Origin of the sequence: Rossellomorea oryzaecorticis, from assembly GCF_038405515.1 — a bacterium.
GTDB lineage: Bacteria > Bacillota > Bacilli > Bacillales > Bacillaceae_B > Rossellomorea > Rossellomorea oryzaecorticis_A.
The window spans coordinates 1-26765 of record NZ_JBBYAF010000051.1 but is presented as its reverse complement, the minus strand read 5'-3'; the positions used below and the strand labels follow the sequence as shown (position 1 = coordinate 26765).

General features: G+C 42.8%; 23 protein-coding genes. 14 read left to right on the top strand and 9 right to left on the bottom strand.

Annotated features, from left to right (window positions below):
- Positions 1-341 precede the first annotated feature (341 nt).
- The 8 genes from AAEO50_RS18955 to dnaA all read right to left on the bottom strand — a co-directional run bounded on the left by AAEO50_RS18955 (position 342) and on the right by dnaA (position 11541).
- On the bottom strand, positions 342-1454 hold the full coding sequence (locus tag AAEO50_RS18955) for an HD-GYP domain-containing protein (protein WP_341985916.1): 1113 nt from the start codon (positions 1452-1454) through the stop codon (positions 342-344).
- 317 nt (positions 1455-1771) lie between these two features.
- Positions 1772-4315: a DNA gyrase subunit A gene (gene gyrA / locus AAEO50_RS18950; RefSeq protein ID WP_341985915.1), complete on the bottom strand. Its 2544-nt coding sequence runs from the start codon at positions 4313-4315 to the stop codon at positions 1772-1774.
- Positions 4316-4643: 328 nt separating this feature from the next.
- Complete coding sequence (gene gyrB, locus AAEO50_RS18945; protein WP_341985918.1) at positions 4644-6566, bottom strand: DNA topoisomerase (ATP-hydrolyzing) subunit B; 1923 nt, start codon at positions 6564-6566, stop codon at positions 4644-4646.
- Between the two features lie 47 nt (positions 6567-6613).
- Entirely contained in the window at positions 6614-6868 is a 255-nt protein-coding gene (remB, locus tag AAEO50_RS18940) for an extracellular matrix regulator RemB (RefSeq protein ID WP_032087143.1), read from the bottom strand.
- Positions 6869-6877: 9 nt separating this feature from the next.
- Positions 6878-7996: a DNA replication/repair protein RecF gene (gene recF / locus AAEO50_RS18935; RefSeq protein ID WP_341985914.1), complete on the bottom strand. Its 1119-nt coding sequence runs from the start codon at positions 7994-7996 to the stop codon at positions 6878-6880.
- 17 nt (positions 7997-8013) lie between these two features.
- The gene (gene yaaA, locus AAEO50_RS18930) at positions 8014-8232 is read right to left on the bottom strand and encodes a S4 domain-containing protein YaaA (RefSeq protein ID WP_341985913.1); all 219 of its coding nucleotides are present in this window, start codon (positions 8230-8232) and stop codon (positions 8014-8016) included.
- 325 nt (positions 8233-8557) lie between these two features.
- Entirely contained in the window at positions 8558-9694 is a 1137-nt protein-coding gene (gene dnaN, locus AAEO50_RS18925; RefSeq protein ID WP_341985912.1) for a DNA polymerase III subunit beta, read from the bottom strand.
- Positions 9695-10197: 503 nt separating this feature from the next.
- Complete coding sequence (gene dnaA, locus AAEO50_RS18920) at positions 10198-11541, bottom strand: chromosomal replication initiator protein DnaA (RefSeq protein WP_341985910.1); 1344 nt, start codon at positions 11539-11541, stop codon at positions 10198-10200.
- A gap of 1141 nt (positions 11542-12682) precedes the next feature.
- On the opposite strand from dnaA, the gene rpmH reads away from it, so the two are divergent.
- The 11 genes from rpmH to AAEO50_RS18865 all read left to right on the top strand — a co-directional run bounded on the left by rpmH (position 12683) and on the right by AAEO50_RS18865 (position 23181).
- The gene (rpmH, locus tag AAEO50_RS18915; protein WP_175989820.1) at positions 12683-12817 is read left to right on the top strand and encodes a 50S ribosomal protein L34; all 135 of its coding nucleotides are present in this window, start codon (positions 12683-12685) and stop codon (positions 12815-12817) included.
- Between the two features lie 108 nt (positions 12818-12925).
- Positions 12926-13297, top strand: a complete 372-nt coding sequence (gene rnpA, locus AAEO50_RS18910; RefSeq protein ID WP_341985909.1) for a ribonuclease P protein component — start codon at positions 12926-12928, stop codon at positions 13295-13297.
- A 217-nt stretch (positions 13298-13514) separates the two neighbouring features.
- On the top strand, positions 13515-14294 hold the full coding sequence (gene spoIIIJ / locus AAEO50_RS18905; RefSeq protein ID WP_341985908.1) for a YidC family membrane integrase SpoIIIJ: 780 nt from the start codon (positions 13515-13517) through the stop codon (positions 14292-14294).
- Entirely contained in the window at positions 14291-14908 is a 618-nt protein-coding gene (gene jag / locus AAEO50_RS18900; RefSeq protein ID WP_341985907.1) for an RNA-binding cell elongation regulator Jag/EloR, read from the top strand. The genes spoIIIJ and jag overlap by 4 nt, the downstream gene beginning before the upstream one ends.
- A 298-nt stretch (positions 14909-15206) precedes the next feature.
- The gene (mnmE, locus tag AAEO50_RS18895; RefSeq protein WP_341985906.1) at positions 15207-16592 is read left to right on the top strand and encodes a tRNA uridine-5-carboxymethylaminomethyl(34) synthesis GTPase MnmE; all 1386 of its coding nucleotides are present in this window, start codon (positions 15207-15209) and stop codon (positions 16590-16592) included.
- 56 nt (positions 16593-16648) lie between these two features.
- Positions 16649-18541, top strand: a complete 1893-nt coding sequence (mnmG, locus tag AAEO50_RS18890; RefSeq protein ID WP_341985905.1) for a tRNA uridine-5-carboxymethylaminomethyl(34) synthesis enzyme MnmG — start codon at positions 16649-16651, stop codon at positions 18539-18541.
- A 22-nt stretch (positions 18542-18563) separates the two neighbouring features.
- Positions 18564-19280 (top strand): 16S rRNA (guanine(527)-N(7))-methyltransferase RsmG, encoded by a 717-nt coding sequence (rsmG, locus tag AAEO50_RS18885; RefSeq protein WP_341985904.1) that lies wholly within the window; start codon positions 18564-18566, stop codon positions 19278-19280.
- A 148-nt stretch (positions 19281-19428) separates the two neighbouring features.
- Positions 19429-20289 (top strand): nucleoid occlusion protein, encoded by an 861-nt coding sequence (gene noc / locus AAEO50_RS18880; protein ID WP_341985903.1) that lies wholly within the window; start codon positions 19429-19431, stop codon positions 20287-20289.
- A gap of 469 nt (positions 20290-20758) precedes the next feature.
- Positions 20759-21520, top strand: a complete 762-nt coding sequence (locus AAEO50_RS18875; RefSeq protein WP_341985917.1) for an AAA family ATPase — start codon at positions 20759-20761, stop codon at positions 21518-21520.
- Positions 21513-22361 (top strand): ParB/RepB/Spo0J family partition protein, encoded by an 849-nt coding sequence (locus AAEO50_RS18870; protein WP_341985902.1) that lies wholly within the window; start codon positions 21513-21515, stop codon positions 22359-22361. The genes AAEO50_RS18875 and AAEO50_RS18870 overlap by 8 nt, the downstream gene beginning before the upstream one ends.
- 106 nt (positions 22362-22467) lie before the next feature.
- Positions 22468-23181, top strand: coding sequence for a DUF554 domain-containing protein (locus AAEO50_RS18865; protein ID WP_341985901.1), 714 nt, complete (start codon positions 22468-22470; stop codon positions 23179-23181).
- 50 nt (positions 23182-23231) lie between these two features.
- Here AAEO50_RS18865 and yyaC read toward each other — a convergent pair whose 3' ends face one another.
- Positions 23232-23849 (bottom strand): spore protease YyaC, encoded by a 618-nt coding sequence (gene yyaC, locus AAEO50_RS18860; protein WP_341985900.1) that lies wholly within the window; start codon positions 23847-23849, stop codon positions 23232-23234.
- 210 nt (positions 23850-24059) lie between these two features.
- Between yyaC and AAEO50_RS18855 the strand changes: the two genes are divergently transcribed.
- The 3 genes from AAEO50_RS18855 (at position 24060) to ychF (ending at position 26542) form a co-directional block, all read left to right on the top strand.
- On the top strand, positions 24060-24986 hold the full coding sequence (locus AAEO50_RS18855; RefSeq protein WP_341985899.1) for a mechanosensitive ion channel family protein: 927 nt from the start codon (positions 24060-24062) through the stop codon (positions 24984-24986).
- A gap of 11 nt (positions 24987-24997) precedes the next feature.
- Positions 24998-25195: a DUF951 domain-containing protein gene (locus AAEO50_RS18850; protein WP_341985897.1), complete on the top strand. Its 198-nt coding sequence runs from the start codon at positions 24998-25000 to the stop codon at positions 25193-25195.
- Positions 25196-25441: 246 nt separating this feature from the next.
- The gene (ychF, locus tag AAEO50_RS18845; protein WP_341985896.1) at positions 25442-26542 is read left to right on the top strand and encodes a redox-regulated ATPase YchF; all 1101 of its coding nucleotides are present in this window, start codon (positions 25442-25444) and stop codon (positions 26540-26542) included.
- Positions 26543-26765 lie beyond the last annotated feature (223 nt).

Here is a 26765-nt window from a genome sequence, read left to right as displayed (position 1 = left end):
ATAAAAGTTTGAATAGCTCTTTTTGCAACGATTCAATCGTTGCGGTAAATCTAGAATTAACGTTGACGTATTGTCTTGTTTTGTTCAGTTTTCAAGGTTCAATTTGTTGTGTGCTCCGTTTGAAGCGACCTTTATAATATAACATCTTGTCCGCTTATCGTCAATACTTTTTTATTATTTCGCAAAAATGTTTTTGGGAATGAATATGTACTGTCTTTCGGACAACAAATAATAGTATACATAGAATTAAGTAATTTAGCAAGGGTTATTTCAGAAAAAAATAAACCAAGAAAAAAACAAATTTTCTTGGTTTAAGAGAAACGAATTTTTGTAACCAACTGTTACCCCAGTACTTCTGTTATATATACATCCTTCTTTTGTGACAGATCGAGAAGCTCTTCATTATTGTTTAATTTAACGATGGGCTTCGTAAATGCGTTTGCTTTTGTATAGACTACCTCTCCATAATCACCGGTTGATAGTTTTACTGCTGTTCCAATATCCAAGTCACCAACCAGTTTCATGAGTGCATTCACCACTTTTATATCAAACTTGCCAAAGAGATCTCTGCTGATCATATCGAGGACCTTGAAGATCGGCTGTCTGCTTCTATATATCCTCTCTGACGTCATGGCATGAAACACATCGGCAATTCCTATAATCTGAGAATACAGGTGGATTCGATCACTTTTTTCGGAGGTCGGGTAGCCGGTACCATCGAAACGTTCATGATGTTGAAAGATTGCAAGTTTCGCTTCTGGTTTTAAGAGGGGAGAATCCTTTACCATCTTATATCCGTTTGCAGTGTGAAGTTTGATTTCTTGAAATTCATTTTCTGAAAGAGGTTTTTCTTTATTCAGGATGTATGTCGAGACCTTTGCCATTCCACAATCCGCCAATACGCCTGCAAGGGCCAGTTGATTGACCTGACCGCTTTTAAGTCCGAGTTTCTTTCCAATCATCGCACTCAAAATGCTGACAGCAACAGGGTGATGGTATAGATATTCTTTTTTCGTAGAGTATTGGTTTAATGAGTATATTAAAAATTTATTCTGTTCGACCGTTTTTACGAGTGGTAAGGTAATTTCTCTCATTTTAGCAATATTAATCGGTGTACCAGATTGCCAGTTTGTGAATTCCTTTTTGAATTCCTCAACAGTTTTTAAATAGGTACTGGTGAATCCCTTATCAGTATTTGCCCCAATTAGGCTTTCAGCGGAAGTTTGTTCCTTGACAGCTGCATCAGTCGGAGTCGGCATTTGCTTGGGCCGGTAATTGTGTCCGTCAGCTTTTGTTTTCTCTATCGTTACTTCAGTGATATTAAATGCTCGGAGGATTTTGATATGCTCGTCATTTAATACTGTATTTTTAGGAATGATAAGGTTTGCGGTCATTCCCATGATATCTTTTTCCACAATACAACCCGTTTGAACTTCATCGCGATGTACTTTCACTTCATTGCACCTCAAATCATCCTTGTCTATTTAGTTTATTTTACCAAATTTGATTCATATTAGTTTGATTTTTTGAAAAATTTATCTTTTAATCGCCGCTGTTGATTTCCGTGCAAGACTTCGCTTTCCGCGGGTGACCCGTGAGCCTCCTCGGCTTCGCCTCCGGGGTCTCACATTGGCCACTTCTCCCGCAGGAGTCTTCGTCTTGCACTCCAATCAACAGCTGGAACCAACAAAACCAACAATAATCTTTAAAACATAAAAAATAAGCTATTCCCTGAAGAAAATCATTTCTTCAGGAAATAGCTTATCATCATTTATTCTTCTGAATCGTCACCAGGTTCGTTGGTAAGTTCTTCAGTTTCTGTTGACTCTGCTTCTGTGTGTTCTGCATCGTCTGCTGTTTCTACAGGTGATTCGGTTTCTTCCTCTTCTTCTTTTTCTACTTTTGCGACAGTAGAAACGAATTCACTTTCCTGAAGACGGATCAGTTTCACACCTTGAGTGTTACGGCCGGTTGTCGAGATATCATTTACGTCCATACGGATGAGAACTCCGTGTGCTGTGATGATCATGAGGTCTTCTTCCCCTGTTACGGCTTTAACCGAAACAAGTTCCCCATTCCGCTCCGTCACGTTACACGTTTTAAGTCCTTTACCGCCCCGGGTTTGAACTCTGTATTCACTTGCCGGTGTACGCTTACCGTATCCGTTTACGGTCACGACGAGGACGTCATTTTTCTCTTCCAGGATCTCCATCCCTACGACGATATCATCATCGGATAGGTTGATTCCTTTAACGCCGGTCGCTGTTCGTCCCATTGAACGCACATCTGTTTCAGGGAAACGAATCAGCATACCTTTTTTCGTACCGATGATCATATCTTTTTCACCGTCAGTAAGTTTGACCGAGATCAATTCATCATTCTCTCTCAAATTGATCGCAATCAGTCCGTTTGTACGGATATTGGCAAAATCAGATACAGGTGTACGTTTGGATACTCCATGTTTTGTCGTGAAGAATAGATACCAGTCATCCACGAACTCTTCTACCCTGATCATCGCATTGATCCACTCATCTTTCTCTACTCCGAGCAAATTGATGATCGGCAGTCCTTTTGCCGTACGGCTGAACTCAGGGATTTCATATCCTTTTGCACGATATGCTTTCCCTTTATTCGTAAAGAACAGAATCGTATCATGCGTCGATGTTGTCAGTAGGTGTTCGACAAAGTCATCTCCCGTTGTACCCATACCCTGGATCCCTCGTCCGCCGCGCTTTTGACTGCGGTATGTGGAGACAGGAAGGCGTTTGATATAGCCGTTATGAGTCAGGGAAACCACGATGTTTTCACGCGGGATCAAATCTTCATCTTCTATGTTTTCAATTCCGCCTGCGACAATTTCAGATCTTCTTTCATCATTGAAGCGCTCTTTGATTTCCAGAAGCTCTTCACGGATGATTTCAAGAACTTTTTCGTCGTCTGCTAAAATGGCTTTCAGTTCTGTAATAAGCTTCATTAATTCCTGGTACTCTTCTTCGATCTTCTCGCGCTCTAAACCTGTCAAACGTTGAAGACGCATATCAAGGATCGCTTGCGCTTGTTTATCAGATAGAGAGAATTGTTCCATCAGTCCTTGTTTCGCAAGTTCAGTCGTTTGGGAACCGCGGATAAGTGCGATGATTTGATCAATATGATCAAGTGCAATGCGAAGCCCTTCCAGGATATGCGCCCTTGCTTCCGCTTTACGCAATTCAAACTCAGTTCTGCGGCGGATGACCACGCGTTGATGCTGGAGGTACTCATATAAACATTCTTTCAGATTCAACACTTTCGGCTGACCGTTAACGAGAGCCAGCAGGTTGATCCCGAAGCTTGTCTGCAGGGCTGTCTGCTTGTAAAGATTGTTCAGGAGCACATTGGCGTTGGCATCTTTTCTGACTTCAATGACAATGCGCATACCGTTACGATCTGATTCATCACGAAGATCCGTGATGCCGTCGATCTTCTTATCGCGGACAAGATCCGCTATTTTTTCAATCAACTTTGCTTTGTTCACTTGATATGGGATCTGGTGAACGATGATTGTTTCTTTTCCGTTGCTCTTCTGTTCAATCTCCACACGGGCACGCATCGTAATGGACCCTTTACCTGTTTCGTAAGCTCGGCGGATTCCGCTTCTGCCCACAATCAAGCCGGCAGTCGGGAAGTCCGGTCCATGGATGTATTCCGTCAATTCCTGGATTGTGATGTCAGGGTCTTTACTTAATGCAAGAATCCCGTCAATCACCTCACCAAGGTTATGAGGAGGAATATTCGTCGCCATTCCAACAGCGATACCTGACGATCCGTTCACCAGAAGGTTGGGGAATCGGGCCGGCAGTACTTCCGGTTCGCGTTCGCTGCCATCATAGTTATCTTTGTAGTCGATTGTGTCTTTATTGATATCACGGATCAGTTCCATGGATATCTTGGACATTCGTGCTTCTGTGTAACGCATCGCTGCCGCAGCATCCCCGTCGACAGAACCGAAGTTTCCGTGCCCGTCCACAAGCATGTAGCGATAGTTGAAATCCTGCGCCATACGCACCATGGTGTCATATACAGCTGAGTCACCGTGCGGGTGATACTTACCGATAACTTCACCGACGATACGGGCAGATTTCTTGTATGCTTTGTCCGCAGTCATTCCCAGGTCGTTCATCGCGTATAAAATACGGCGATGAACCGGCTTCAATCCGTCACGGGCATCGGGAAGGGCACGCGAGACGATAACGCTCATCGCATAATCCAGGAACGATGTGCGCATCTCATTGCTTATATTAATCTCTTTAACATTTGATTTTGGTGTTTCTGCCATAGTATAAGGGACCTCCTTTTAAAGAAAGATTTGGACCTTTCTCTTTGTTATCCTTGTCCTCTATGTAAAAGACAGGATAGATTGATGTGTCTATCCTGTTTTAAAAATGTTGTTTTCTAAGGTTGTAATCACTGGTCACTCAGACCGTTTCTTTGCGCTCCAGACACTTGCTTTCCGCGGGAGGAAGTCGAGCCTCCTCGTCGCTGCGCTCCTGCGGGGTCTCGACCTTTCCTCTATTTCCCGCCGGAGTCAAGTGCCTTCCGCTCCAATCCACTGTGTGCTCTTAATATAGCTAAAGAGCAACACGATCTGAAAACCTTATTTAATATTAGATATCCAGGTTTTTAACGTAAGCAGCATTCTCTTCAATGAAGTTACGTCTAGGCTCTACTTTATCACCCATGAGGATTTCAAAGGTTTCGTCGGCTTCGATGGCGTCCTGCAGACTTACTTGAAGCAGTGTTCTGGAAGTGGGATCCATTGTTGTTTCCCATAACTGTTCAGGGTTCATCTCCCCAAGACCTTTGTAACGCTGAATACCAGGTTTAGGCGTTGGTGAAATTTCTGCAAGGATGCGGTCAAGCTCTTTATCGTTGTAGGCATATTCGATCTTCTTGCCTTGCTGGATCTTGTACAACGGCGGCTGGGCGATATAGATGAATCCAGCTTCGATGATTTTTCTCATATAACGATAGAAGAACGTCAGCAAGAGAGTACGGATATGGGCACCGTCGACGTCGGCATCGGTCATGATGACGATTTTATGATATCTCGCCTTTGAAAGATCGAAATCTTCCCCGATCCCTGTACCTAGAGCCGTGATAATTGCCCGGACCTCATTATTGGAAAGGATCTTATCGAGACGGGCCTTTTCAACATTGATGATTTTACCGCGCAGCGGCAGGATCGCCTGGAAGTGACGGTCACGGCCCTGCTTGGCAGATCCGCCGGCTGAGTCACCCTCCACCACATAAATCTCACTGATGCTTGGATCTTTGGAAGAACAATCCGCCAGCTTACCCGGCAGGCTCGAAATCTCAAGCGCACTCTTACGGCGTGTAAGCTCCCTGGCTTTCTTCGCAGCCATACGGGCGCGTGCGGCCATAAGTCCTTTTTCAACCACTTTTCTGGCAACGACCGGGTTTTCCAGCAGGAACGTTTCCAGATGTTCTGAAAACAGGGAATCTGTAATCGTTCTAGCTTCCGAGTTACCGAGTTTTGTTTTCGTCTGACCTTCAAACTGAGGATCCGGATGTTTGATCGAGATGATGGCAGTCAGTCCTTCACGGACATCTTCACCCGAAAGATTTGCATCGCTTTCTTTGAACACATGGTTCTTGCGGGCATAATCGTTGATGACCCTTGTCAATGCCGTTTTAAATCCGGACTCATGAGTTCCGCCTTCATGAGTATGAATATTGTTGGCGAAAGAATAAAGATTGCTTGCAAATCCATCATTATACTGAAGGGCGATTTCAACGGTAATATCGTCTTTTTCACCTTCAATGAAAATCGGTTCTTCATGGATGACTTCTTTTGAGCGGTTTAAATGTTCTACGTACGACTTAATACCGCCTTCATAATGATAATCTCTTCTTTTTCCTTCTCCGCGCTTATCTTCAATACTGATTTGGATTCCTTTGTTTAAGAAAGCCAGCTCACGAACACGATTTGCCAGCGTATCATAGTCGTATTCTGTCGTTTCAGTAAAAATTTCAGGGTCTGGAGTGAAGTGGATGACGGTTCCGGTCTTATCTGTATCACCAGTGATCTTTAGATCGAAGCTAGGGACACCTTTTTCAAATTTTTGATAGTGGATTTTCCCATCGCGGTGTACATGTACTTCAAGTTCCGTAGAGAGGGCATTAACAACCGAGGCGCCTACACCATGCAGGCCTCCGGATACTTTGTATCCGCCGCCGCCGAATTTTCCTCCTGCGTGAAGGACGGTCATGATGACCTCTACCGCTGGACGACCCATCTTCTCGTGAATCCCGACCGGAATCCCTCGTCCATTATCCGTTACAGTGATGCTGTTATCTTCTTCAATGACGATTTCGATTTCATCACAATGACCTGCAAGTGCTTCATCGATACTGTTATCGACGATTTCCCATACCAAGTGATGAAGACCTCTTCCGCTTGTCGATCCGATGTACATTCCTGGTCGTTTACGTACGGCTTCCAATCCTTCTAAAACCTGAATCTGATTTTCATCATAGGATTGACCTTGTGCTTGTTTTTGTTCCATAGCCATGCCGATTCACCTACACTTTCTAACCTTTCGGGCTTGTATTTCTATAATAAATTCTCATAGTTTGAGTATTTCTTTGATCGTTTCTTAAGCGTGCTGGATGCTAGTGGGGAAAGATACAATTGATTCTTCGTAATAACGAGAGATTTATATGAACCCTTTGCAAGATTACAAAGGTGATTATCTTTATTCTTCAAAAAAAGCTGTAATTCTTCTGAAAACTGTACGGTATCTCGATCGATTATTGCGATGATGTCATCTGTTCGTACCATGACATCTTCTCCGACATGAATGTACAAGGTACCACCTCATTTCAGTCTTTTCATAGTTCCCGCTTCCACTTCGAATTGCGCTGCCTCGTTTAACGTTTGATGATCGATTCCGTCCACATTGGTGGTCGTGACAAAGGTCTGTACCTTGCCTTGTATCGTGTTGAGCAAGTGGGACTGACGGTAATCATCGAGTTCCGACAATACATCGTCGAGAAGCAGAATTGGATATTCATTAATTTCAGAATGTATGAGTTCGATTTCTGCCAGCTTTACAGAGAGCGCCGTTGTCCGCTGCTGTCCCTGCGATCCGAACGTCTGGACATCGCGTCCATTAACAATGAACTGCAAGTCGTCCCGATGCGGCCCGGCAAGAGTGACTCCACGATCGATTTCACGCTCGCGTATCCCTTCAAATTTCCGTTCGTATACCTCTACCATTTTTGACCATTCTTGATCATCTGATACATCTAAAGAGGGTTTATAAAGGATTTCCAGCGTTTCAAGGTTCCTTGAGATCCCTGAATGGATCGGTTTTGCCCAACTCTCAAGAAGCTGGACGAAATCAAACCGTTTCTTGACTATCTTGACCGCCACTTCAATGAATTGATCAGTCAGTACGTCAAGCATCGTTTGATCAGTCTGTTTTCTCGACTGCAAAAGTTTCAAGTAATGGTTCCGCTGCTGTAATATTTTTTGATAAAGACTGATATCATGTAAATAAACAGGTGAAACCTGCCCGATTTCCATATCAATAAAACGACGCCTAACTTGAGGGCTCCCTTTTACCAAATGGAGATCTTCAGGCGCAAACATGACAACATTCATATTGCCGACATATTGACTCAGCTTCTGCTGTTCAAGGTGATTGCACTTTGCTTTCTTGCCCTTTTTTGAAAGCACAAGTTCCAAAGGCAGCCCCCCATTATACTTTTGAATCCTACCTTTTATTTTAGCATATTCCTCGTCCCAGCGGATTAAATCTTTGTCATTTGACGTCCGGTGGGACTTCGCCATGGCCAGAACATAGATGGACTCCATAATGTTCGTCTTACCCTGGGCGTTTTCCCCCAGTATGACGTTCACCTTGTTTTCAAAATTCACTTCGATCGATTCGTAATTCCGATAATTCTTCAATTCCAATTGTTCAATATACATGGACATAACATCCTTTATTATTCTCCAGCAACCACAAAGACTCCTACTTCCGGAATTTCAACTTTGTCCCCGACTGCAAGCTTTCGTCCTCTTCTCTGGTCCTGCTCACCGTTTATGTATACCTCGTATTCACTTAAAAACCATTTCGCCATGCCGCCGGATTGAATCACATCGGCAAGTTTCAGGAACTGTCCGAGTGTAATGATCTCCGTCGTAATCGTGACCTTTTTCTCCACTAGAATCACTACTTTCCGTATAAAGTCTCTAATATCTTATTTTACTCTAAATTCTCTTAAGTCACAACTAAGGAAAGATAGAAGGTCTATCAGCTTGCTTGGAGAGAGAAAGGAAATCGATCACGGGTTACGGTAATCGGACATTTTTTTTGGAATACGGACGGAAAACGGGATTTTCGGACATTTTTTTGGAAATGGGGACAAAATTCAGCGGGTTCGGACAATGATCAGTAGTTTACCGGCAATTCGACAAGAAACTCCATTTTTCACAATACCTTTTACAAAAGAAAAAGCCGACGCCACCGGGCATCAGCTTTGAAATTTATTAATACGTTCTCACAGGAAGAATCAACTGAAGGATCGAATCGTCATGAAGCGGTTTTAACACAAATGGTCTCATCGCTCCTGTGAAATTCACATAGATTTCAGTTCCTTCGATGGCTTTCAATGCATCCATCATATATTTCGCACTGAAGGAGATCTTTAATTCTTCTCCTTCTACAGACTGGCTTTGAACCTGCTCGATGACTTTCCCGATTTCAGGTGTATTGGAGGAAATTTCGATTATCCCGCCTTCAAGCGTGGAAAGTTTGACTACATTGTTTCTTCCCTCTCTAGCCAATAGCGAAGCACGATCGATCGCCTGTAAGAATTCCTTTGTGGTCAAAGTAAGCTCAGTCTTTGTATCAGACGGAATCAAACGGCTTGTATCAGGATAATTCCCTTCAAGTAATCTTGAGAAGAACAATAGGTGTTTTGCTTTAAACAGCACCTGGTTTTCAGTGATGACGATTTCTACAGGCTCGTCCGTGTCATCAAGGATTTTGTTTAACTCGTTCAAGCTCTTTCCTGGAATGACGATATTGTATGACGCATCATTGTTCGTTTCGATCGGCGCTTTTCTCATGGCCAGCCTATGACTATCTGTTGCAATACAGCTTAACTCCCCGTTTGCGATCTGGCAGTTTACACCTGTCAAGATAGGGCGTGTTTCTGAGGTGGACACTGCGAATACCGTTTGTCTGATCATCGTTTTCAAAAGGTCCGTTGACACTTTGATTCCATTACCTTCTTCAATTTGAGGCAGATGCGGATATTCTTCAGGGTCCAGTCCATTCAAATTGAATTCTGCTTTTCCAGAACGAATGACCGTCTGGAAATGATTTTGAACTTCAATTTCAACCGTGTCTTTAGGAAGTTTTTTAACGATTTCACTAAAGAACTTGGCTTGAAGGACGATTCCTCCGGTTTCCATGATTTCTACAATCTCAGTGCCTTCTTCTTCTTTTGGGATAAAGGATTCGATCGAAATATCAGAATCGCTTCCGGTTAAGGTTACTCCTTCTTCTGTAGCAATGATTTTAATTCCTGTAAGAATTGGAATGGTTGTTCTTGACGTTACAGCCTTCATGACATCTTGGACACTTTGAACAAGATCGTCCCTCTGAATAACAAATTTCATGATTATTTCCTCCAATTTGCACATAATTTTATGGACTGAATCATATATTAATAATTTATTTAAAATAAGTAATAGTACTAGTAGGGCCTGTTGATATGTGGATAAGTGTGTGAATTGAACGGAAACACAGCCTATCCACATGTGGACAGACTGTGTGCTAGTTGGTCTCGGTTATCAACAGTATTCAGTTATTAAAAAGTCTCTTTACTAGTTTTGTCGAGTTAGAAACTCTTTGAAAACCGCTATTGATTTCCGTGCAAGACTTTGCTTTCCGCGGGTGCCCTGTGAGCCTCCTCGGCTAGCGCCTCCGGGGTCTCACATTGGTCACTTTTCCCGCAGGAGTCTTCGTCTTGCACTCCAATCAACCGCTCGAACCAGTTGAATTTATTATTAAAATTCTAAAAGAGAGTCTAATATTCCCTTATCCGATCTATTTCGTGGATCCCGCTATATTCTTGAGCTGAAATCATCTATCAACTTTCAAGCAGCCCCTTCTCATACTATTACTTAAGAGAATCCCTGATGTCTTTCAGCTGCTGCTGCAGGAGGGCGTCTGCTCCTAGCAGGGTGCTGATTTTTTCGTGGGCGTGGATGACGGTTGTGTGATCGCGTCCGCCGAATTCTTCGCCTATTTTAGGAAGGGAAGAATCGGTCATTTCCCTTGAAAGGTACATGGCGATTTGGCGAGGAAAGGCAATGGATTTGGTACGTTTCTTTGCTTTGAAGTCCTCTAATTTCACATTGAAATGCTCGCCGACAACACGCTGGATCTCTTGGATGGTAATGGCCTTGGGCTTTGAACTTGGAATGATATCCTTCAATGCTTCAGCCGCGAGATCGGCATTTATGTCTTTATTGATAAGTGAAGAGTATGCAACGACTCTGATCAGTGCACCTTCGAGCTCACGGATGTTCGTATCGATTTGATTGGCGATATAAAGCATGGCTTCGTTCGGGATATCCAGGCCTTCTGCTTTCGCCTTTTTCCTTAAAATCGCGATTCTCGTCTCCAGATCAGGAGGCGTGATATCGGTGATAAGGCCCCATTCGAAGCGGGAACGCAGGCGGTCTTCCAATGTCGGGATCTCCTTTGGAGGACGGTCACTGGAAATGACAATTTGCTTGCTTTCTTCATGCAATGTATTAAATGTATGGAAAAATTCCTCTTGCGTTTGTTCTTTACCGGCCAAAAATTGAATATCGTCAATTAACAACACATCAACACTCCGGTATTTATTGCGGAAATCGACTGCTTTATTATCACGAATCGAGTTGATGAACTCGTTCGTGAATTTTTCAGAAGATAGATACACCACTTTTGCAGCCGGATTATGTTCGAGCACATAATGGCCGATCGCATGCATCAAGTGGGTCTTTCCAAGTCCTACTCCCCCATAAATAAATAAGGGATTATATGCTTTTGCAGGTGCTTCAGCCACCGCTAAAGACGCAGCATGAGCAAATCGGTTTCCGGACCCGATGACGAATGTATCGAATGTATATTTAGGATTCAGCATATTTTGATTAAGATCGTACTGGTCATCATCTTTCCCGGACTTTTTCGGCGGCACTGGAATATCGAACTCTTCCGGTTCCTGGTTTTGGGGAATTATGAACTTGACGACCAGCTCTTCACCGGTTATATCATACAATACTCCGGAGATGAGTTGAGAGTACCGACCTTCTAACCAATCTCTTGCAAACTCATTTGGAGCGGTAATCACAAGAGTATCTCCCTGAATGGAATGAGCCTTTGTCGATTTCAACCAAGTGTCGAAGCTTGGCTTACTGATTTTTTTCTCGATATTTTCTAAGGCTTTACTCCAAAGATCCCCGATATTCTCCAATCCTGATCCCTCCTTTTCTCGTTTGTATAACCTCTGTACAACCCGTAGACGTGTCAAATCTCTTTATCTAATAAAAATACAATGGACTGAATGTGGAAAATATATATAATAAGGAAAGAAAACGGTTAGTCGACAATATCCACCACCTGTGGACAATGTTTTACAAACCCTCTGAATAAGTTACCCACATGATATCCACATTTTGTGGATAAGTAAAATCCGTATTTGAAGTTATCAAGAGTGAAAACACAATAATCATATCAAAATATCCTTAGAGGTGCAATGCTTTTTATATTTTATCCACAACCTCTTGGTGCTGTGGAATTAAATTGTCCACAAGGATTGAACTTGTGAAAAACCTGTCAATAGGTGTTGTGGATAATTGAAAATCGTGTCGAAAACTATCCACAGGGTGTTTTTTTGATTGTTGGGAGAGATTTTGTAGAAGGCAGCAGGAGACGAAAATAATATCGGTGAGTTACCTTTAAGGACTTTTGAATACCGCTTATGATTTCCGTGCAAGACTTCGCTTTCTGCGGGTGACCCGTGAGCCTCCTCGGCTGTCGCCTCCGGGGTCTCACATTGGCCACTTTTCCCGCAGGAGTCTTCGTCTTGCACTCCAATCAACGCTGGATCCGGTTATAATACGGAGGAGAGACTATCATTAATTGTTAAAGAATACTTCTGGAGCAATCACCAAAATTGAACTTTTTTATAGAAGAGACAGAACTCACCTTTCAATAGATAATAAATTTGAAGAAAACATCTTTCAAAAGTATTTTTCGTTTACTTACAATATATAAAAACCCAGAGTGGATTGGAGTGGAAGGCATTTGACTCCGGCGGGAGATAGAGGAAAGGTCGAGACCCCGGAGGCGAAGCCGAGGAGGCTCGAATTTCTCCCCGCGGAAAGCAAATGCCTGCAGCGCAAAGGAACGGTCGGTGTTCCAGCAGTCAGTACTGTGTTTAAAAGTCTAATCACCATGAGTTAACTTTTTTGAAGACAAACAAAATAATTAGTAAAATATAGATACCCAAAAATAAAATAATATGAGTGTTGACTTTTTATGGTGGTCATCCTTATAATAGTGAGGAATGTCTTTAACTTATGAAGATGAACCCTTCAGGGAGGTGTCAATAGATGAAAAGAACGTTTCAACCAAATAATCGTAAAAGAAGTAAAGTACACGGTTTCCGTGCGCGTATGAGCTCTAAGAACGGACGTAGAGTATTAGCTCGTCGCCGTGCTAAAGGAAGAAAAGTATTATCTGCTTAGACCACTGAACTGACTCAGTGGTCTTTTTTTCTAGTAATCGAGCAAAAATGATTAAGATCTTCTCATAAATGAAAGACTTAATGAAAAACAAAAAAACAGGTGTGGCTTATGCGTAAAGAACAAAGAGTGAAGAAAAACAAAGAATTTCAAGAGATTTTTAAAAAAGGGACATCATTTGCAAACAGGCAATTTGTTCTTTATACCTTAAAGCAGGAAGAAGCCCAGCCTTTCCGGATCGGAATTTCCGTCAGTAAGAAAATTGGGAATGCGGTCTGCAGAAATCAGATCAAGCGATACGTGAGGCAGGCTTTTCTAGAGTTGCGAGAAGACGTTCAAGATCACCACGATTATTTAATCATCGCCAGAAAACCGGCGGCCGACATGAATTTTCATGAAGTAAAAAGCAGTCTTACTCATGTTTTAAAAAGAGGGAAAGTATTGAAAAAGCCTTCTAGTGGTAAAAATGATAGGAAAAAGTAAAAAGTATTTATTATTTAGACAAGTTTCAACATCACAACCCTTTGAAAAGATGTTACAATACGAGGGATTGTACTTTTGAGAAATAAGGTTGAGGAAACGAGTCCTTGACTATAAGTAAAAGGCTGTTTTCTAAAAGATTGCTGCTTTTCATATTTGTAAAGCAGCAAAGATTGCGAAAGAGTCGTGTAGAAACATATTAGTTGGGAGGAAAATAAGGGTGAAAAAGAGAATTATAGCCCTCATGGGAATCATTGGGCTAATGGCTGTTTTATCAGGCTGTACGGAATATAACCAGCCCATCACACCTGAAAGCTCAGGTTTTTGGAATGAATATATTGTGTGGCCATTATCACAATTAATAACAATGGTTGCAGAATGGTTCAGCGGTTCTTATGGTCTGGCGATCATCATTGTCACGCTGATCATCCGTTTAGCCATCTTACCGTTAATGATTAAACAAACGAAAAATTCCAAAGCGATGCAGGCATTGCAGCCGGAAATGAAAAAGCTTCGTGAAAAATACAGTTCAAAAGACGCTCAAACTCAACAAAAGCTTCAGCAGGAAACAATGGCGTTATTCCAGTCACATGGAGTCAATCCTTTGGCAGGATGTTTCCCTTTGATCGTTCAAATGCCGATCCTGATCGGATTTTATCATGCGATTGTACGTACAAGAGAAATTGCAGAACATAATTTCTTATGGTTCGACCTTGGAGAAAGAGATATTATCCTTGCGGTTGTTGCCGGTATTACAACGTTCATCCAGCAAAAGCTGATGATGGCAGGTACGGCAGATCAAAATCCTCAAATGGCGATGATGCTTTACATCATGCCGGTGATGATCGTGATCTTTGCCATCAACTTCCCGTCAGCCCTTTCCTTATACTGGGTAATCGGTAACATGTTCATGATTATTCAAACGTATTTCATCAAAGGTCCTGATATCAGAGAAGTACAAGCAGCAAAAGCTGGTGGTTCGGGAGGAAAGAAAAAGTGAGAGAAGTGAAAGCGACTGGTCAAACGGTGGAAGAAGCCATTGAATCAGCCTTGTCTCAACTGAACATCACCAAAGAAGAAGCAGAAATCGAAGTTATAGACCAAGGTAAAAAAAGCTTGTTCGGGCTGTTCGGAGGAAGACCCGCAGTCGTTCAGGTGAAAAAAGCGATCAATCCGGTTGATGAAGCGAAAGACTTCTTATTATCTGTGGCGCGCGCAATGGGAGTGGAAGCTCGCATTGATGTGCATCAGAGCGGAAGAGATGTTGAGTTCCGTTTATCAGGCGAAAAAATGGCCCTTTTAATTGGAAAAAGAGGACAAACATTAAATGCGCTTCAGCATTTGACGCAATTGGCAGCAAATAAGGAGTCCAATCAGTTTTTAACCATCCTTTTGGATGCGGAGAATTATCGTGAACGCCGCCGCCAGACCCTTACCAACCTGGCAGAAAGGCTTGCCGATAAAGCACTGCGCACCAACCGCGCTGTTTCACTTGAACCGATGCCTTCTTATGAAAGAAAAGTGATTCATACGGCTTTAGTGAATGCTGAAAAAGTGGACACGTATTCTGAAGGCCGGGAACCTAATCGGTATATCGTGATTGCACCTAAATAAGTTTTAAGAGAGACGATCCTTTTTGCGGGGTCGTCTTTTTTTATGATTTTTTAAAACTTCCATCTCTTCCACCTTGTGGATACCCGTTTTCAACCCGTTTTATTGTTATTCACATGTGGATAAGTTAAAATAATATAGATGAGAGATAATAGTCTGTGGATAACGTGAAGGCAAAGGAAATTAGTTTCTTTTGTATTAAATAGGTTTGTGATATTCTAATAATTTGGGGAAACTTTGCTCTCTGAATTTCATTCGTTTATATAGATTCAAAACCAATATAAAAAGAGAGGTGATAAGAATGGAACTGGATACAATTGCAGCCATCTCGACACCGATGGGTGAAGGGGCGATTGCCATCGTACGTTTAAGCGGGGATGAAGCCTTTGATATCGGTGCGAAGGTTTTTAGAGGAATGAAGGGCACTTCCATGAAGGAGTTTGCCTCTCATACGATTCATTACGGACATATCATCGATCCGGATACCGAGCAGGTAGTGGAAGAGGTTATGGTCTCTGTCATGAGAGGACCAAAAACCTTTACCCGTGAAGATATTATTGAAATCAATTGTCACGGCGGCTTGGTTTCCGTCAATAAAGTTCTTCAGCTTGTCTTGAAGCATGGGGCGAGGTTAGCGGAGCCGGGTGAATTTACAAAACGGGCCTTCTTAAACGGCCGAATCGATTTATCACAAGCTGAAGCGGTGATGGATCTGATCCGGGCCAAAACAGACCGGGCGATGAACGTTGCCTTAAATCAGATGGAAGGCCGCCTTTCAAAATTGATCAGGAAACTGCGTCAGGAAATCCTGGAAACCCTTGCTCACGTTGAAGTGAACATTGACTATCCTGAATACGACGATGTTGAAGAAATGACGCATGGAGTATTGATGGAAAAATCAAAACGCGTACGGGACGAAATCGATAAATTGATCCAAACATCGGAGCAGGGGAAGATCCTCCGCGAAGGACTGTCCACTGTCATCATCGGACGTCCGAATGTCGGGAAATCTTCTTTATTGAACAGCCTCGTGCATGAAAATAAAGCGATTGTCACTGACATTCCAGGAACGACACGCGACGTGATTGAGGAATATGTGAACGTCCGCGGTGTACCGCTTCGCTTGGTGGATACTGCAGGGATTCGTGAAACAGAAGATATTGTCGAGCGAATCGGGGTCGAACGTTCAAGGCAGGTCCTGAAAGAAGCAGATCTGATTCTTCTTGTCCTAAATTATGCCGATGAACTGACTCATGAGGATGAGCAGCTTTTTGAAGCGGTAAAAGGAATGGACGTCATCGTGATCGTGAATAAGACGGATCTTCCGCAAAAGATTGACTTAGGTCGAGTCAGGGAACTTGCGAAAGAACATCCGCTTGTGACAACTGCCTTACTAGAAGAAGAAGGGATTGATGAGCTGGAAGAAGCCATTTCATCTCTTTTCTTTGCAGGATCCATTGAAGCAGGGGATATGACTTATGTTTCGAACAGCCGTCACATTGCCTTGTTGAATCAAGCATCTCAAGCAATCAATGAAGCAATTAACAGTGTAGAAATGGGAACACCTATCGATATAGCCCAGATCGATTTAACGAGAACGTGGGAGCTGTTGGGTGAAATCATCGGTGACAGTGTCCATGAAAGTCTGATTGATCAGCTGTTTTCTCAATTCTGCCTAGGAAAATAAACATTATACTATTTGGATGAGCGAACCCTCACCCAATAAGGAGGAAATAATAAACCATGCAATATGACGCAGGACAATATGATGTCATTGTCATTGGTGCTGGACATGCCGGTGTTGAAGCAGGACTCGCTTCTGCCCGGATGGGAGCGAAAACGTTAATGGTGACCATCAATCTGGATATGGTTGCCTTTATGCCGTGTAATCCATCCGTCGGCGGCCCGGCAAAAGGAATTGTAGTACGTGAAATCGACGCCCTCGGTGGAGAAATGGGGCGCAACATCGATAAAACGCATATTCAAATGAGAATGTTGAATACAGGGAAGGGTCCTGCCGTTCGAGCACTTAGAGCGCAGGCGGATAAATTCCTTTATCAACATGAAATGAAGCGAACGCTTGAAAATGAACCGAATATGACCCTTCTTCAAGGAATGGTTGAAGAGTTGATTGTAGAAGACGGAGAATGTAAAGGTGTCGTGACAATGACCGGTGCCGCATACCGTGCGAAGACCGTTGTCATTACGACAGGCACATTCCTTCGCGGTGAGATTATTTTAGGAGACCTGAAATACTCCAGCGGCCCGAACAACCAGCAGCCTTCCATCCGCTTGGCGGATCATCTCAGGGAACTCGGGTTTGATACGGTTCGTTTCAAGACGGGAACGCCGCCGCGTGTAAACAGCTCATCGATTGATTATTCCAAAACGGAAATTCAGCCTGGTGACGATGTACCTCGCGCGTTCAGTTATGAAACGACAAAATATATTACCGATCAGCTGCCTTGCTGGCTGACGTACACAAATGAAGAAACACATAAATTAATCGACGACAATCTACATCGTTCTCCGATGTATTCAGGTATGATCAAAGGGACAGGGCCTCGTTATTGTCCATCTATTGAAGATAAAGTGGTTCGTTTTCATGATAAGCCCCGTCATCAAATTTTCTTGGAGCCGGAAGGAAGAAACACTCAGGAAGTATATGTACAAGGTTTATCGACAAGCCTTCCTGAAGATGTGCAGCAGAAGATCCTATCTACGATCCCGGGTCTTGAAAAAGTACAGATGATGCGTGCAGGCTACGCGATTGAGTATGATTCCATCGTTCCGACTCAATTATGGCCGACGCTTGAAACGAAGAAGATCAAAAATCTTTATACAGCAGGTCAAATCAACGGGACATCCGGATATGAAGAAGCAGCCGGACAAGGTCTGATGGCCGGTATCAATGCCGCCTGCCGTGCCCTTGATAAAGAGGAAGTCATCCTCAGCCGTTCCGATGCATACATCGGCGTGCTGATCGACGACCTTATCACAAAAGGGACAAATGAGCCTTATCGCTTATTAACTTCCCGTGCAGAATACCGATTATTATTACGACATGACAACGCAGATCTGCGCTTGACGGATGTCGGAAAGCGCATCGGGTTGATTTCCGAGGAAAGATATCAGCGTTTCACTGAGAAAAAGGAAGCTATCGAGGCCGAGAAAGAGCGGTTGAAATCTATCCGCATCAAACCTGTGGAAGAGACTCAAGCTGTGATACGCGAAGCAGGAGGCAGTGAGTTGAAGGATGGTATTCTCGCAGTCGACTTATTGAAGCGTCCTGAAATGAATTACAGCCATATCAAACGACTTGTACCAAGTGAGGTTGAGCTTTCTTCAGATGTTGAAGAACAGGTCGAAATCCAAGTGAAATATGAAGGGTACATCGAGAAATCCCTTCAGCAAGTCGATAAGCTGAAAAAGATGGAGAATAAGAAAATCCCTGAAAACATTGATTATGAAGCAATCAGCGGCTTGGCTTCAGAAGCCAGACAAAAACTGATCGAAGTGCGCCCGCTGTCACTCGCGCAGGCTTCAAGAATTTCAGGAGTCAACCCTGCAGACATCTCGATTTTGCTTGTGTATATCGAACAAGGGAAAATTGCGAAAGTTTCAGGCGATCAATAGGTAAAGGAAGGGTAAGGTAAGCATGAATATAGACCAATTCCAATCCAGCCTGGAGGAGAAAGGGATTTCTCTTTCTCCCGGGCAATTAGATCAATTCGAGCGATATTTTGAAATTCTTGTCGAATGGAATGAAAAGATGAATCTGACTGCCATTACGGACAAGGAAGAAGTATATTTGAAGCACTTTTATGATTCAATCAGTGCAGCATTTTTTATTGACTTTACCGACGTGAAAACGATATGTGATGTGGGAGCGGGAGCAGGGTTTCCAAGCATCCCTCTTAAGATCTGCTTCCCTCACTTACATATAACGATTGTCGATTCACTGAACAAGCGTATTTCGTTCCTGAATTATTTATCAAAAGAGTTAGGGCTTGAGAACACTCATTTTTATCATGACAGGGCAGAGACTTTCGGGAAAAAGAAGGAACACCGCGAATCCTATGATCTCGTGACTGCCAGAGCGGTAGCCAGAATGTCTGTGCTAAGCGAACTTTGCCTCCCTCTCGTGAAAAAAGGCGGATATTTTGTAGCCATGAAGGCTTCAAATGCAAACGAAGAATTGACAGTTGGGAAAAAAGCAGTTTCGACACTTGGCGGACAAACTGAAAAAGTGTTTTCATTTTTCCTTCCGGAAGAAGAAAGTGAACGCAATATCGTCAAAATAAAAAAAGTAAAAGAAACACCCAACAAGTATCCAAGAAAACCGGGTACCCCTAATAAATTGCCGTTAGAATAGGGATGAAACCATAAGCGGTTCTTCTCTTATAGGATAAATGGTATGCTTTTACTGTAGTGATTTGTGTGAATATGTCTAGATGAGGCAGGAACTTGTCATATTTTAGAGAATTATAATATAGGGAGTTTCTTAAAGGTGGTGTAGGAAGATGAAGCATCCTTTCTCTCGTTTTTTTGGCCTAGGTGAAAAGGAGCAAGATGTTGAATCTGAAGAATCAAGTGTAGTGGAAGATCGAGATGAGGTTAAGAAAATACCAGTAGCTCAAATCGTTCCTAATCGCTTTCAACCAAGGACCGTTTTCAATGATGAAAAAATTGAAGAGCTATCCAGAACGATACACACGCATGGAATCATTCAGCCGATCGTTGTAAGACAAGCGGGTGAAGATCAATATGAAATTATTGCTGGGGAACGCCGTTACAGAGCGGTTCAAAAACTTGGCTGGGAAACCGTTCCCGCCATCGTCAAAAACCTTAGTGATACCGAAACAGCTTCAGTGGCTTTAATCGAAAACCTGCAAAGGGAAGAGCTTTCTCCGATCGAAGAAGCGATTGCCTACGGAAAGCTGTTGGAATTGCATAATCTGACTCAGGAAGCACTTGCTCAACGCTTAGGAAAAGGACAGTCCACTGTGGCAAATAAGCTTCGTCTCCTAAAGCTTCCAGAAGAAATTCATCATGCTTTATTAGATAAGAAAATAACGGAACGCCATGCACGGGCATTAATTCCATTAAAGAAAGCAGATAAGCAAATTCAGCTTCTTGGTGAAATTATCGAAAAAAGCTTAAATGTTAAGCAAACCGAGGACAGGGTAGTGAAAATGCAGGAAGGCTCTGCCCCTAAACCAAAGCCGAAGCGTAAAGCATTCTCGAAGGATATGCGCATAGCCGTAAATACAATCCGTCAATCTCTTTCCATGGTTTCAGACAGCGGAATCAACCTCAACGCCGAGGAAGAAGAGCACGACGAATTCTATCAATTTACCATCCGTATCCCAAAGAAAAAATAGAATCATAAAAAGCGAGAAACAGAGATTGGTTGTTTCTCGCTTTTTTGTTTTCTTTTTTTGTGTACATTGTATGGAAAGGGCAGATTTTTTATATTGGTAATTACCGGATACAGCGGTTGATTGGAGTGCAAGACGAAGACTCCTGCGGGAAGAGTAGCTAATGTGAGACCCCGCAGGAGCAAACGCGACGAGGAGGCTCACGGGCTACCCGCGGAAAGCGAAGTCTTGCACGGAAATCAACTGCGGTGATTAAGGGACCAAAACAAATAATTTCCGCGGAAATATGACAACATTTATCAATTTTCCACTTGGATCAATGGATGAAGGCTAATATTATCAGATTGCTTTATATTAAGCTTTCATTATTTTCAAAAAAGAATCAGACATTTTCCCGCGAATTTTGATAGAATAGAAGAATACTATGAAGAAAAAACGCCCAATCTTGGACGTCAAAAGGCAGGTGACAACCTTGGGAAGAATTATAGCGGTGACGAACCAAAAAGGCGGTGTGGGCAAAACGACCACTTCCGTTAATTTGGGTGCATGTTTAGCATACATAGGACAAAAAGTTCTGCTGGTAGATATAGATCCCCAAGGAAATGCCACGAGTGGTGTTGGTGTGGAAAAAGGTGATGTACATCAGTGCATATACGATGTATTGGTTGATGATGTGGATGTAAACGACACAATCAAACAATCCAAAGTTGAAAACCTTTCAATTATACCTGCGACAATCTCATTAGCGGGGGCAGAAATTGAATTAGTCCCAACCATCTCTCGTGAAGTTCGATTAAAGAAAGCATTAGAAAAAGTAAAAGACGAATATGACTATATTATTATTGATTGCCCGCCATCTTTAGGGCTTCTGACGATTAATGCACTGACGGCCTCGGATGCTGTCGTGATCCCTGTGCAATGTGAATATTATGCATTGGAAGGATTGAGTCAGCTGCTAAGCACTGTACGCTTAGTTCAAAAACATCTTAATCATGATCTGATGATAGATGGTGTGCTGTTAACGATGCTGGATGCACGTACAAACCTTGGAATCCAAGTGATCGAAGAGGTGAAAAAGTACTTTCAAGATAAAGTGTACCGCACGATTATCCCGCGTAATGTTCGCTTAAGTGAAGCACCCAGTCACGGTGAACCCATCATTATTTATGATGCTAAGTCTAGGGGAGCGGAAGTTTATTTAGAACTGGCAAAGGAAGTGGTGGCGAATGGCTAAAGGTTTAGGTAAGGGCATTAACGCTCTGTTTCAGAACGTCCAATCTACTCAAAATGAAGAAACCGTTCAAGAGGTAAAGCTGAAAGACATAAGGCCGAATCCTTATCAACCACGTAAAATATTTGATCCTGGTGCAATTGAAGAATTGAAGGAATCGATTTTGGAGCACGGCATTCTCCAGCCAATCATTGTCAGAAAGTCGATTAAAGGCTACGAAATCGTTGTCGGCGAACGTCGCTATCGTGCAGCCACTGCTGCCAAATTGGACGTTGTTCCTGTGGTGGTCCGTGATTTGAATGATCAGCAGATGATGGAGCTTGCCGTATTAGAAAACCTTCAAAGGGAGGATTTGTCTCCAATCGAAGAAGGGGCAGCCTACCAGATGCTGATGGATAAACTGAAGATCACCCAGGAGGAAGTGGCGAAACGTCTCGGGAAAAGCCGTCCGCACATTGCAAACCATATACGGCTGCTATCACTGCCTGCACCCATCCAAGAGTTGATTTCTGAAGGGAAATTAACGATGGGACACGGACGGGCACTGCTGGGCTTGAAAAACAAGAAAAATCTTTCTACATTGGTGAATCGTATTCTTAAGGAATCATTGAATGTCCGCCAGCTTGAGAAGATCGTCGGGGAAATGAACGGAAATGTTTCACGTGAAACAAAGAAGCCGGAGAAGAAGAAAGATGTGTTTATTAAAGAACAAGAAACCATGCTCCGGGAGCGGTTCGGGACAACTGTGACAATCAAACACTCAAAGAAAAAAGGGAAAATTGAGCTTGAATTTTTCTCTAAGGAAGATTTGGACAGGATTTTAGAGCTGCTGCAGAATAAGTAGACGATATTAATCAGAGAAAGGACTGACCCATTTGATACAAAGGGTCAGTCCTCTTCCCTTTTAAGAAAATAAAAGAAGATTTCTAGTCTGGATAAGGGGAAAATATATGGTATTGTTAGGGACGATTGTAAACGGAATATGTATTATCTTAGGAACTCTTCTTGGAGTTTTTCTTCACCGCATTCCCGAAAATATGAAGGGAACGGTAATGAAAGCCATAGGATTAGCGGTAGTGGTCCTTGGCTTGCAAATGGGACTGAAAAGCGAGAACTATCTTATTGTCATCATCAGTCTGGCCCTCGGTGCGGCATGGGGAGAATGGATGAATCTGGAGGATAAACTGAATGCAATCGGTGCATGGCTGGAAAAGAAGCTTGGAAGTAAGAAGGAAACATCCATCTCTCAAGGCTTCGTAACCGCCACCTTGATCTTCGTGATCGGGGCGATGGCCGTTATCGGTGCTCTCGACAGCGGAATTAGAGGAGATCATGATGTCCTCTATACAAAGTCGATCATTGATGGATTCACCTCATTGATCTTAACGACTACATTGGGGATAGGAGTCATGTTCTCTGCCGTCCCGGTCATGCTTTATCAAGGATTGATCGCACTTTTCGCCACTCAGATTCACCAATGGGTACCCAAGGAACTTATGGACGCCTATATTGTTGAGATGACGGCAACGGGCGGTATCATGATTTTTGCTATCGGGCTGAACTTGATTGGAATCACCAAGATACGAGTAGCCAATTTATTGCCGGGCATCTTAGTGGTAGCCATGGTTGTCGGAGTAATACATGCTTATCATTTATATATGTAACATTAAAAACGGGAGGCAGCAGCGCCTCCCGTTTTTTTATGATTATGGAATCAATGTAATTCTTCTCTCCATTTTTCAATGCTTATCGTATTCTTGCGTTCGATGATTTCTTCAGCAAGGACAATGGCTTCGACCATCGTTTTTGCCATTTTCATCACCAGGTTTAATCGTGTATTCTGAAGGACGAAGAATTCCATGAACCCACTGACATTTACAATCCCTGTCAAATGCACATTCCCTACTTCGGGCAGTTCTTTATTAACGCCTGCACCTGGTTTCAACGGTCCATCACATAACTGTATGGCCCCCACACTTTTCAATCTTCCAAGGCAAGCATCAATCCCAATAATAAATGGATTGATATGCTTGGTTTTAATATCCTTCAGCTTCTCTTCCAGATTGACGGCATGAATGGGCTCATCCAAGGTGCCGTATACATGAAAAATCCCAGTGGTCCGCTCATCCAGCAGCGATCCAATCAATGGACCTAATGAATCACCAGTCGATCGATCGGTACCGATACAAACAAACACAATCGGCCGTGTCCGGTACAGAGTGGGAAGTATGGATGAAAGTTGAACAGAAAGATCCCTTGCCGCGTGTTCATCCTGATGAAAGACTCTAAAAGGTTCAGACCTCCGTTCAAACAATCCTCTTTTAAGATTCATGACTTCCACTCCTTTGAAAATAGGTTTATAGGAAAGTATTTTTTAACAGTATACGGACAATTTGGTTTTTTCATACATATAACAGACTGATTTTTCATAAAATAAAAAATTTCGCTATCATTTGTGAAGGATAGGTTAGAACTACCCAAGCTCAGGGAAACTTGATAGAATAATACGTAACTTATTACTGATAAGCAGGTGATACATATTATGGCAAACACAACTCCTGAGGATGTTAAAAAGACAGTTGATGACACTGTGGATAAAATTATCGACAATGATTTATGGGTAACATTGGGGACAAATACACTTAAGATCGCTGCAATCATGTTGATTACATATATTGCGTTAAAGCTGGGACGTTCAGCCATCCGGAATGTATTTAGAGTTCGGTCGAAGGCTCCTCTTAAATTTTCACATCGTCGTGAAGCTACCCTATTAAAACTGCTGGAGAATGTATTGGCATATGTTGTTTACTTCATTAGTTTAATGACCATTCTTTCAACGCTCGGCATCGATATAAAAGGATTGATCGCAGGTGCCGGAATCGTCGGTCTTGCTATCGGTTTTGGAGCCCAGAACCTTGTACGTGACATTATTACAGGTTTCTTCATCATCTTTGAAGATCAGTTTTCCGTCGGTGACTATGTCAAAATTGGATCTGCAGAAGGAACTGTTGAAGAAATCGGCCTCCGTACGACGAAAATAAAAAGCTGGACGGGTGAACTGCATATTTTCCCGAATGGTAACATCACAGAAGTCACGAACTTCTCGATTCATAACAGCATAGCGGTCGTTGATGTCAGCATTGCCTATGAGGAAAATATAGAAGAAGCAGAAAAAGTGATACAGGAATTGCTTCTTTCTCTTCCTCAAAAGTATGAGGATCTCGTGAATCCTCCTGAATTATTGGGTGTACAAACACTCGGGGCCTCAGATGTAGTGATCCGGATCGTGGCTGAAACCCTTCCGATGAAGCACTGGTTTATCGCCAGGATGATCCGGAAAGATGTGAAGCTGCTTCTTGACAAACACGGCATTGAAATTCCATTCCCACGAATGGTGATGTACTCGAGGTCAGAGGAGAACGAGGCTCTGCCTCTTAAAGAAAAACAAAGAGAGTTCGATCAAGAATAGGAGGAAGGCGTATGGAGCAAAAAACATTTCAACTGAATGATATTGTAGAGATGAAAAAACCTCACCCTTGTGGAGTGAATCGCTGGAAGGTGATCCGGCTTGGTATGGATATCCGTATCAAGTGCGAAGGTTGCGGCCACAGTGTAATGATTCCCCGAAAGGATTTTACGAAAAAAATGAAAAAAGTACTGGAAAGTTCCCAAGATTGATTACTCTTTTCATACCCATATCTTTACATGCTTAATCCTTCTGACTGTCAGGATATACTTGCAAAGGACACTCTCCCGTTTTTTAACGGAGGGTGTTTTTTTCTGATTACTGCTTTATCGTCCCAACAACCTCTACTTGTCTTTTCCCTCTATTATCTCTATAATTGTGAAGGGTTCGACCATTAAGAAGTTTTCACATCAATCACGATTTTTCATAGATAAGAACAATAATGAGGAGTGACCGAAATGGCTTTAACAGCTGGTATTGTTGGGCTGCCAAACGTTGGTAAATCAACACTTTTTAATGCAATTACAAAAGCGGGTGCAGAATCTGCTAACTATCCTTTCTGTACAATCGATCCAAACGTAGGAATTGTAGAGGTGCCTGATCACCGCTTAGATAAATTGACAGAGTTAGTGGAACCGAAGAAAACCGTTCCTACTGCCTTTGAATTCACGGATATTGCCGGAATCGTCAAAGGGGCAAGCAAAGGTGAAGGGTTAGGAAACAAATTCTTATCTCATATCCGCCAAGTTGATGCGATTTGTCAGGTTGTCCGCTGCTTCGCGGACGACAACATCACACACGTATCCGGAAAAGTGGATCCGATTGCTGATATTGAAGTCATCAATCTTGAATTGATCCTTGCAGACCTTGAAACGGTTGATAAGCGTCTTGCACGCGTTCAAAAGATGGCTAAACAAAAAGATAAAGAGGCGGTATTCGAGCATGACATCCTTGTGAAGCTGAAAGAAGCTCTTGAAGCGGAGCAGCCTGCTCGTACGGTTGAGTTCTCTGATGAGCAGATGAAGCTTGTTAAACAGCTTCACCTTCTTACTTCAAAGCCGGTATTATATGTAGCGAATGTAAGTGAAGATGAAATCGCAGATCCATCTGACAACGAGTATGTACAGAAGGTCCGTGAATTCGCAAAAGAAGACAACGCTGAAGTAATTGTTGTCTGTGCGAAAATCGAATCTGAAATCGCTGAACTTGATGACGAAGAAAAAGCGATGTTCCTTCAAGAGCTTGGAATTGAAGAATCCGGTCTTGATCAACTGATTCGTGCAACCTATTCCCTTCTTGGCCTTGCTACTTACTTCACAGCAGGTGTACAAGAGGTTCGTGCCTGGACATTCCGCGAAGGCATGAAGGCCCCTCAATGTGCCGGCGTCATCCACACTGACTTCGAAAGAGGCTTCATCCGTGCGGAAACCGTATCCTATGAAGACCTGGTAGAAGCAGGAACAATGGGAGCAGCCCGTGAAGCAGGAAAAGTCCGCCTCGAAGGTAAAGAATACCTAGTAAAAGACGGAGACGTCATTCACTTCCGTTTTAATGTATAAGATTTTGTTGGAAGACTGGAGGCGACTCTGGTCTTTTTTCTTTTTGAAAAACTTATTTGACTAGGCAGCAAGTAATCATTCTAAGATGCATATGTTATCGTACTATTGATTCTAACCGCTTCCAGCTGTTGATTGGAGTGGAAGACGAAGACTCCTGCGGGAGAAGTGGCCAATGTGAGACCCCGCAGGCGAAGCCGAGGAGGCTCACGGGTCACCCGCGGAA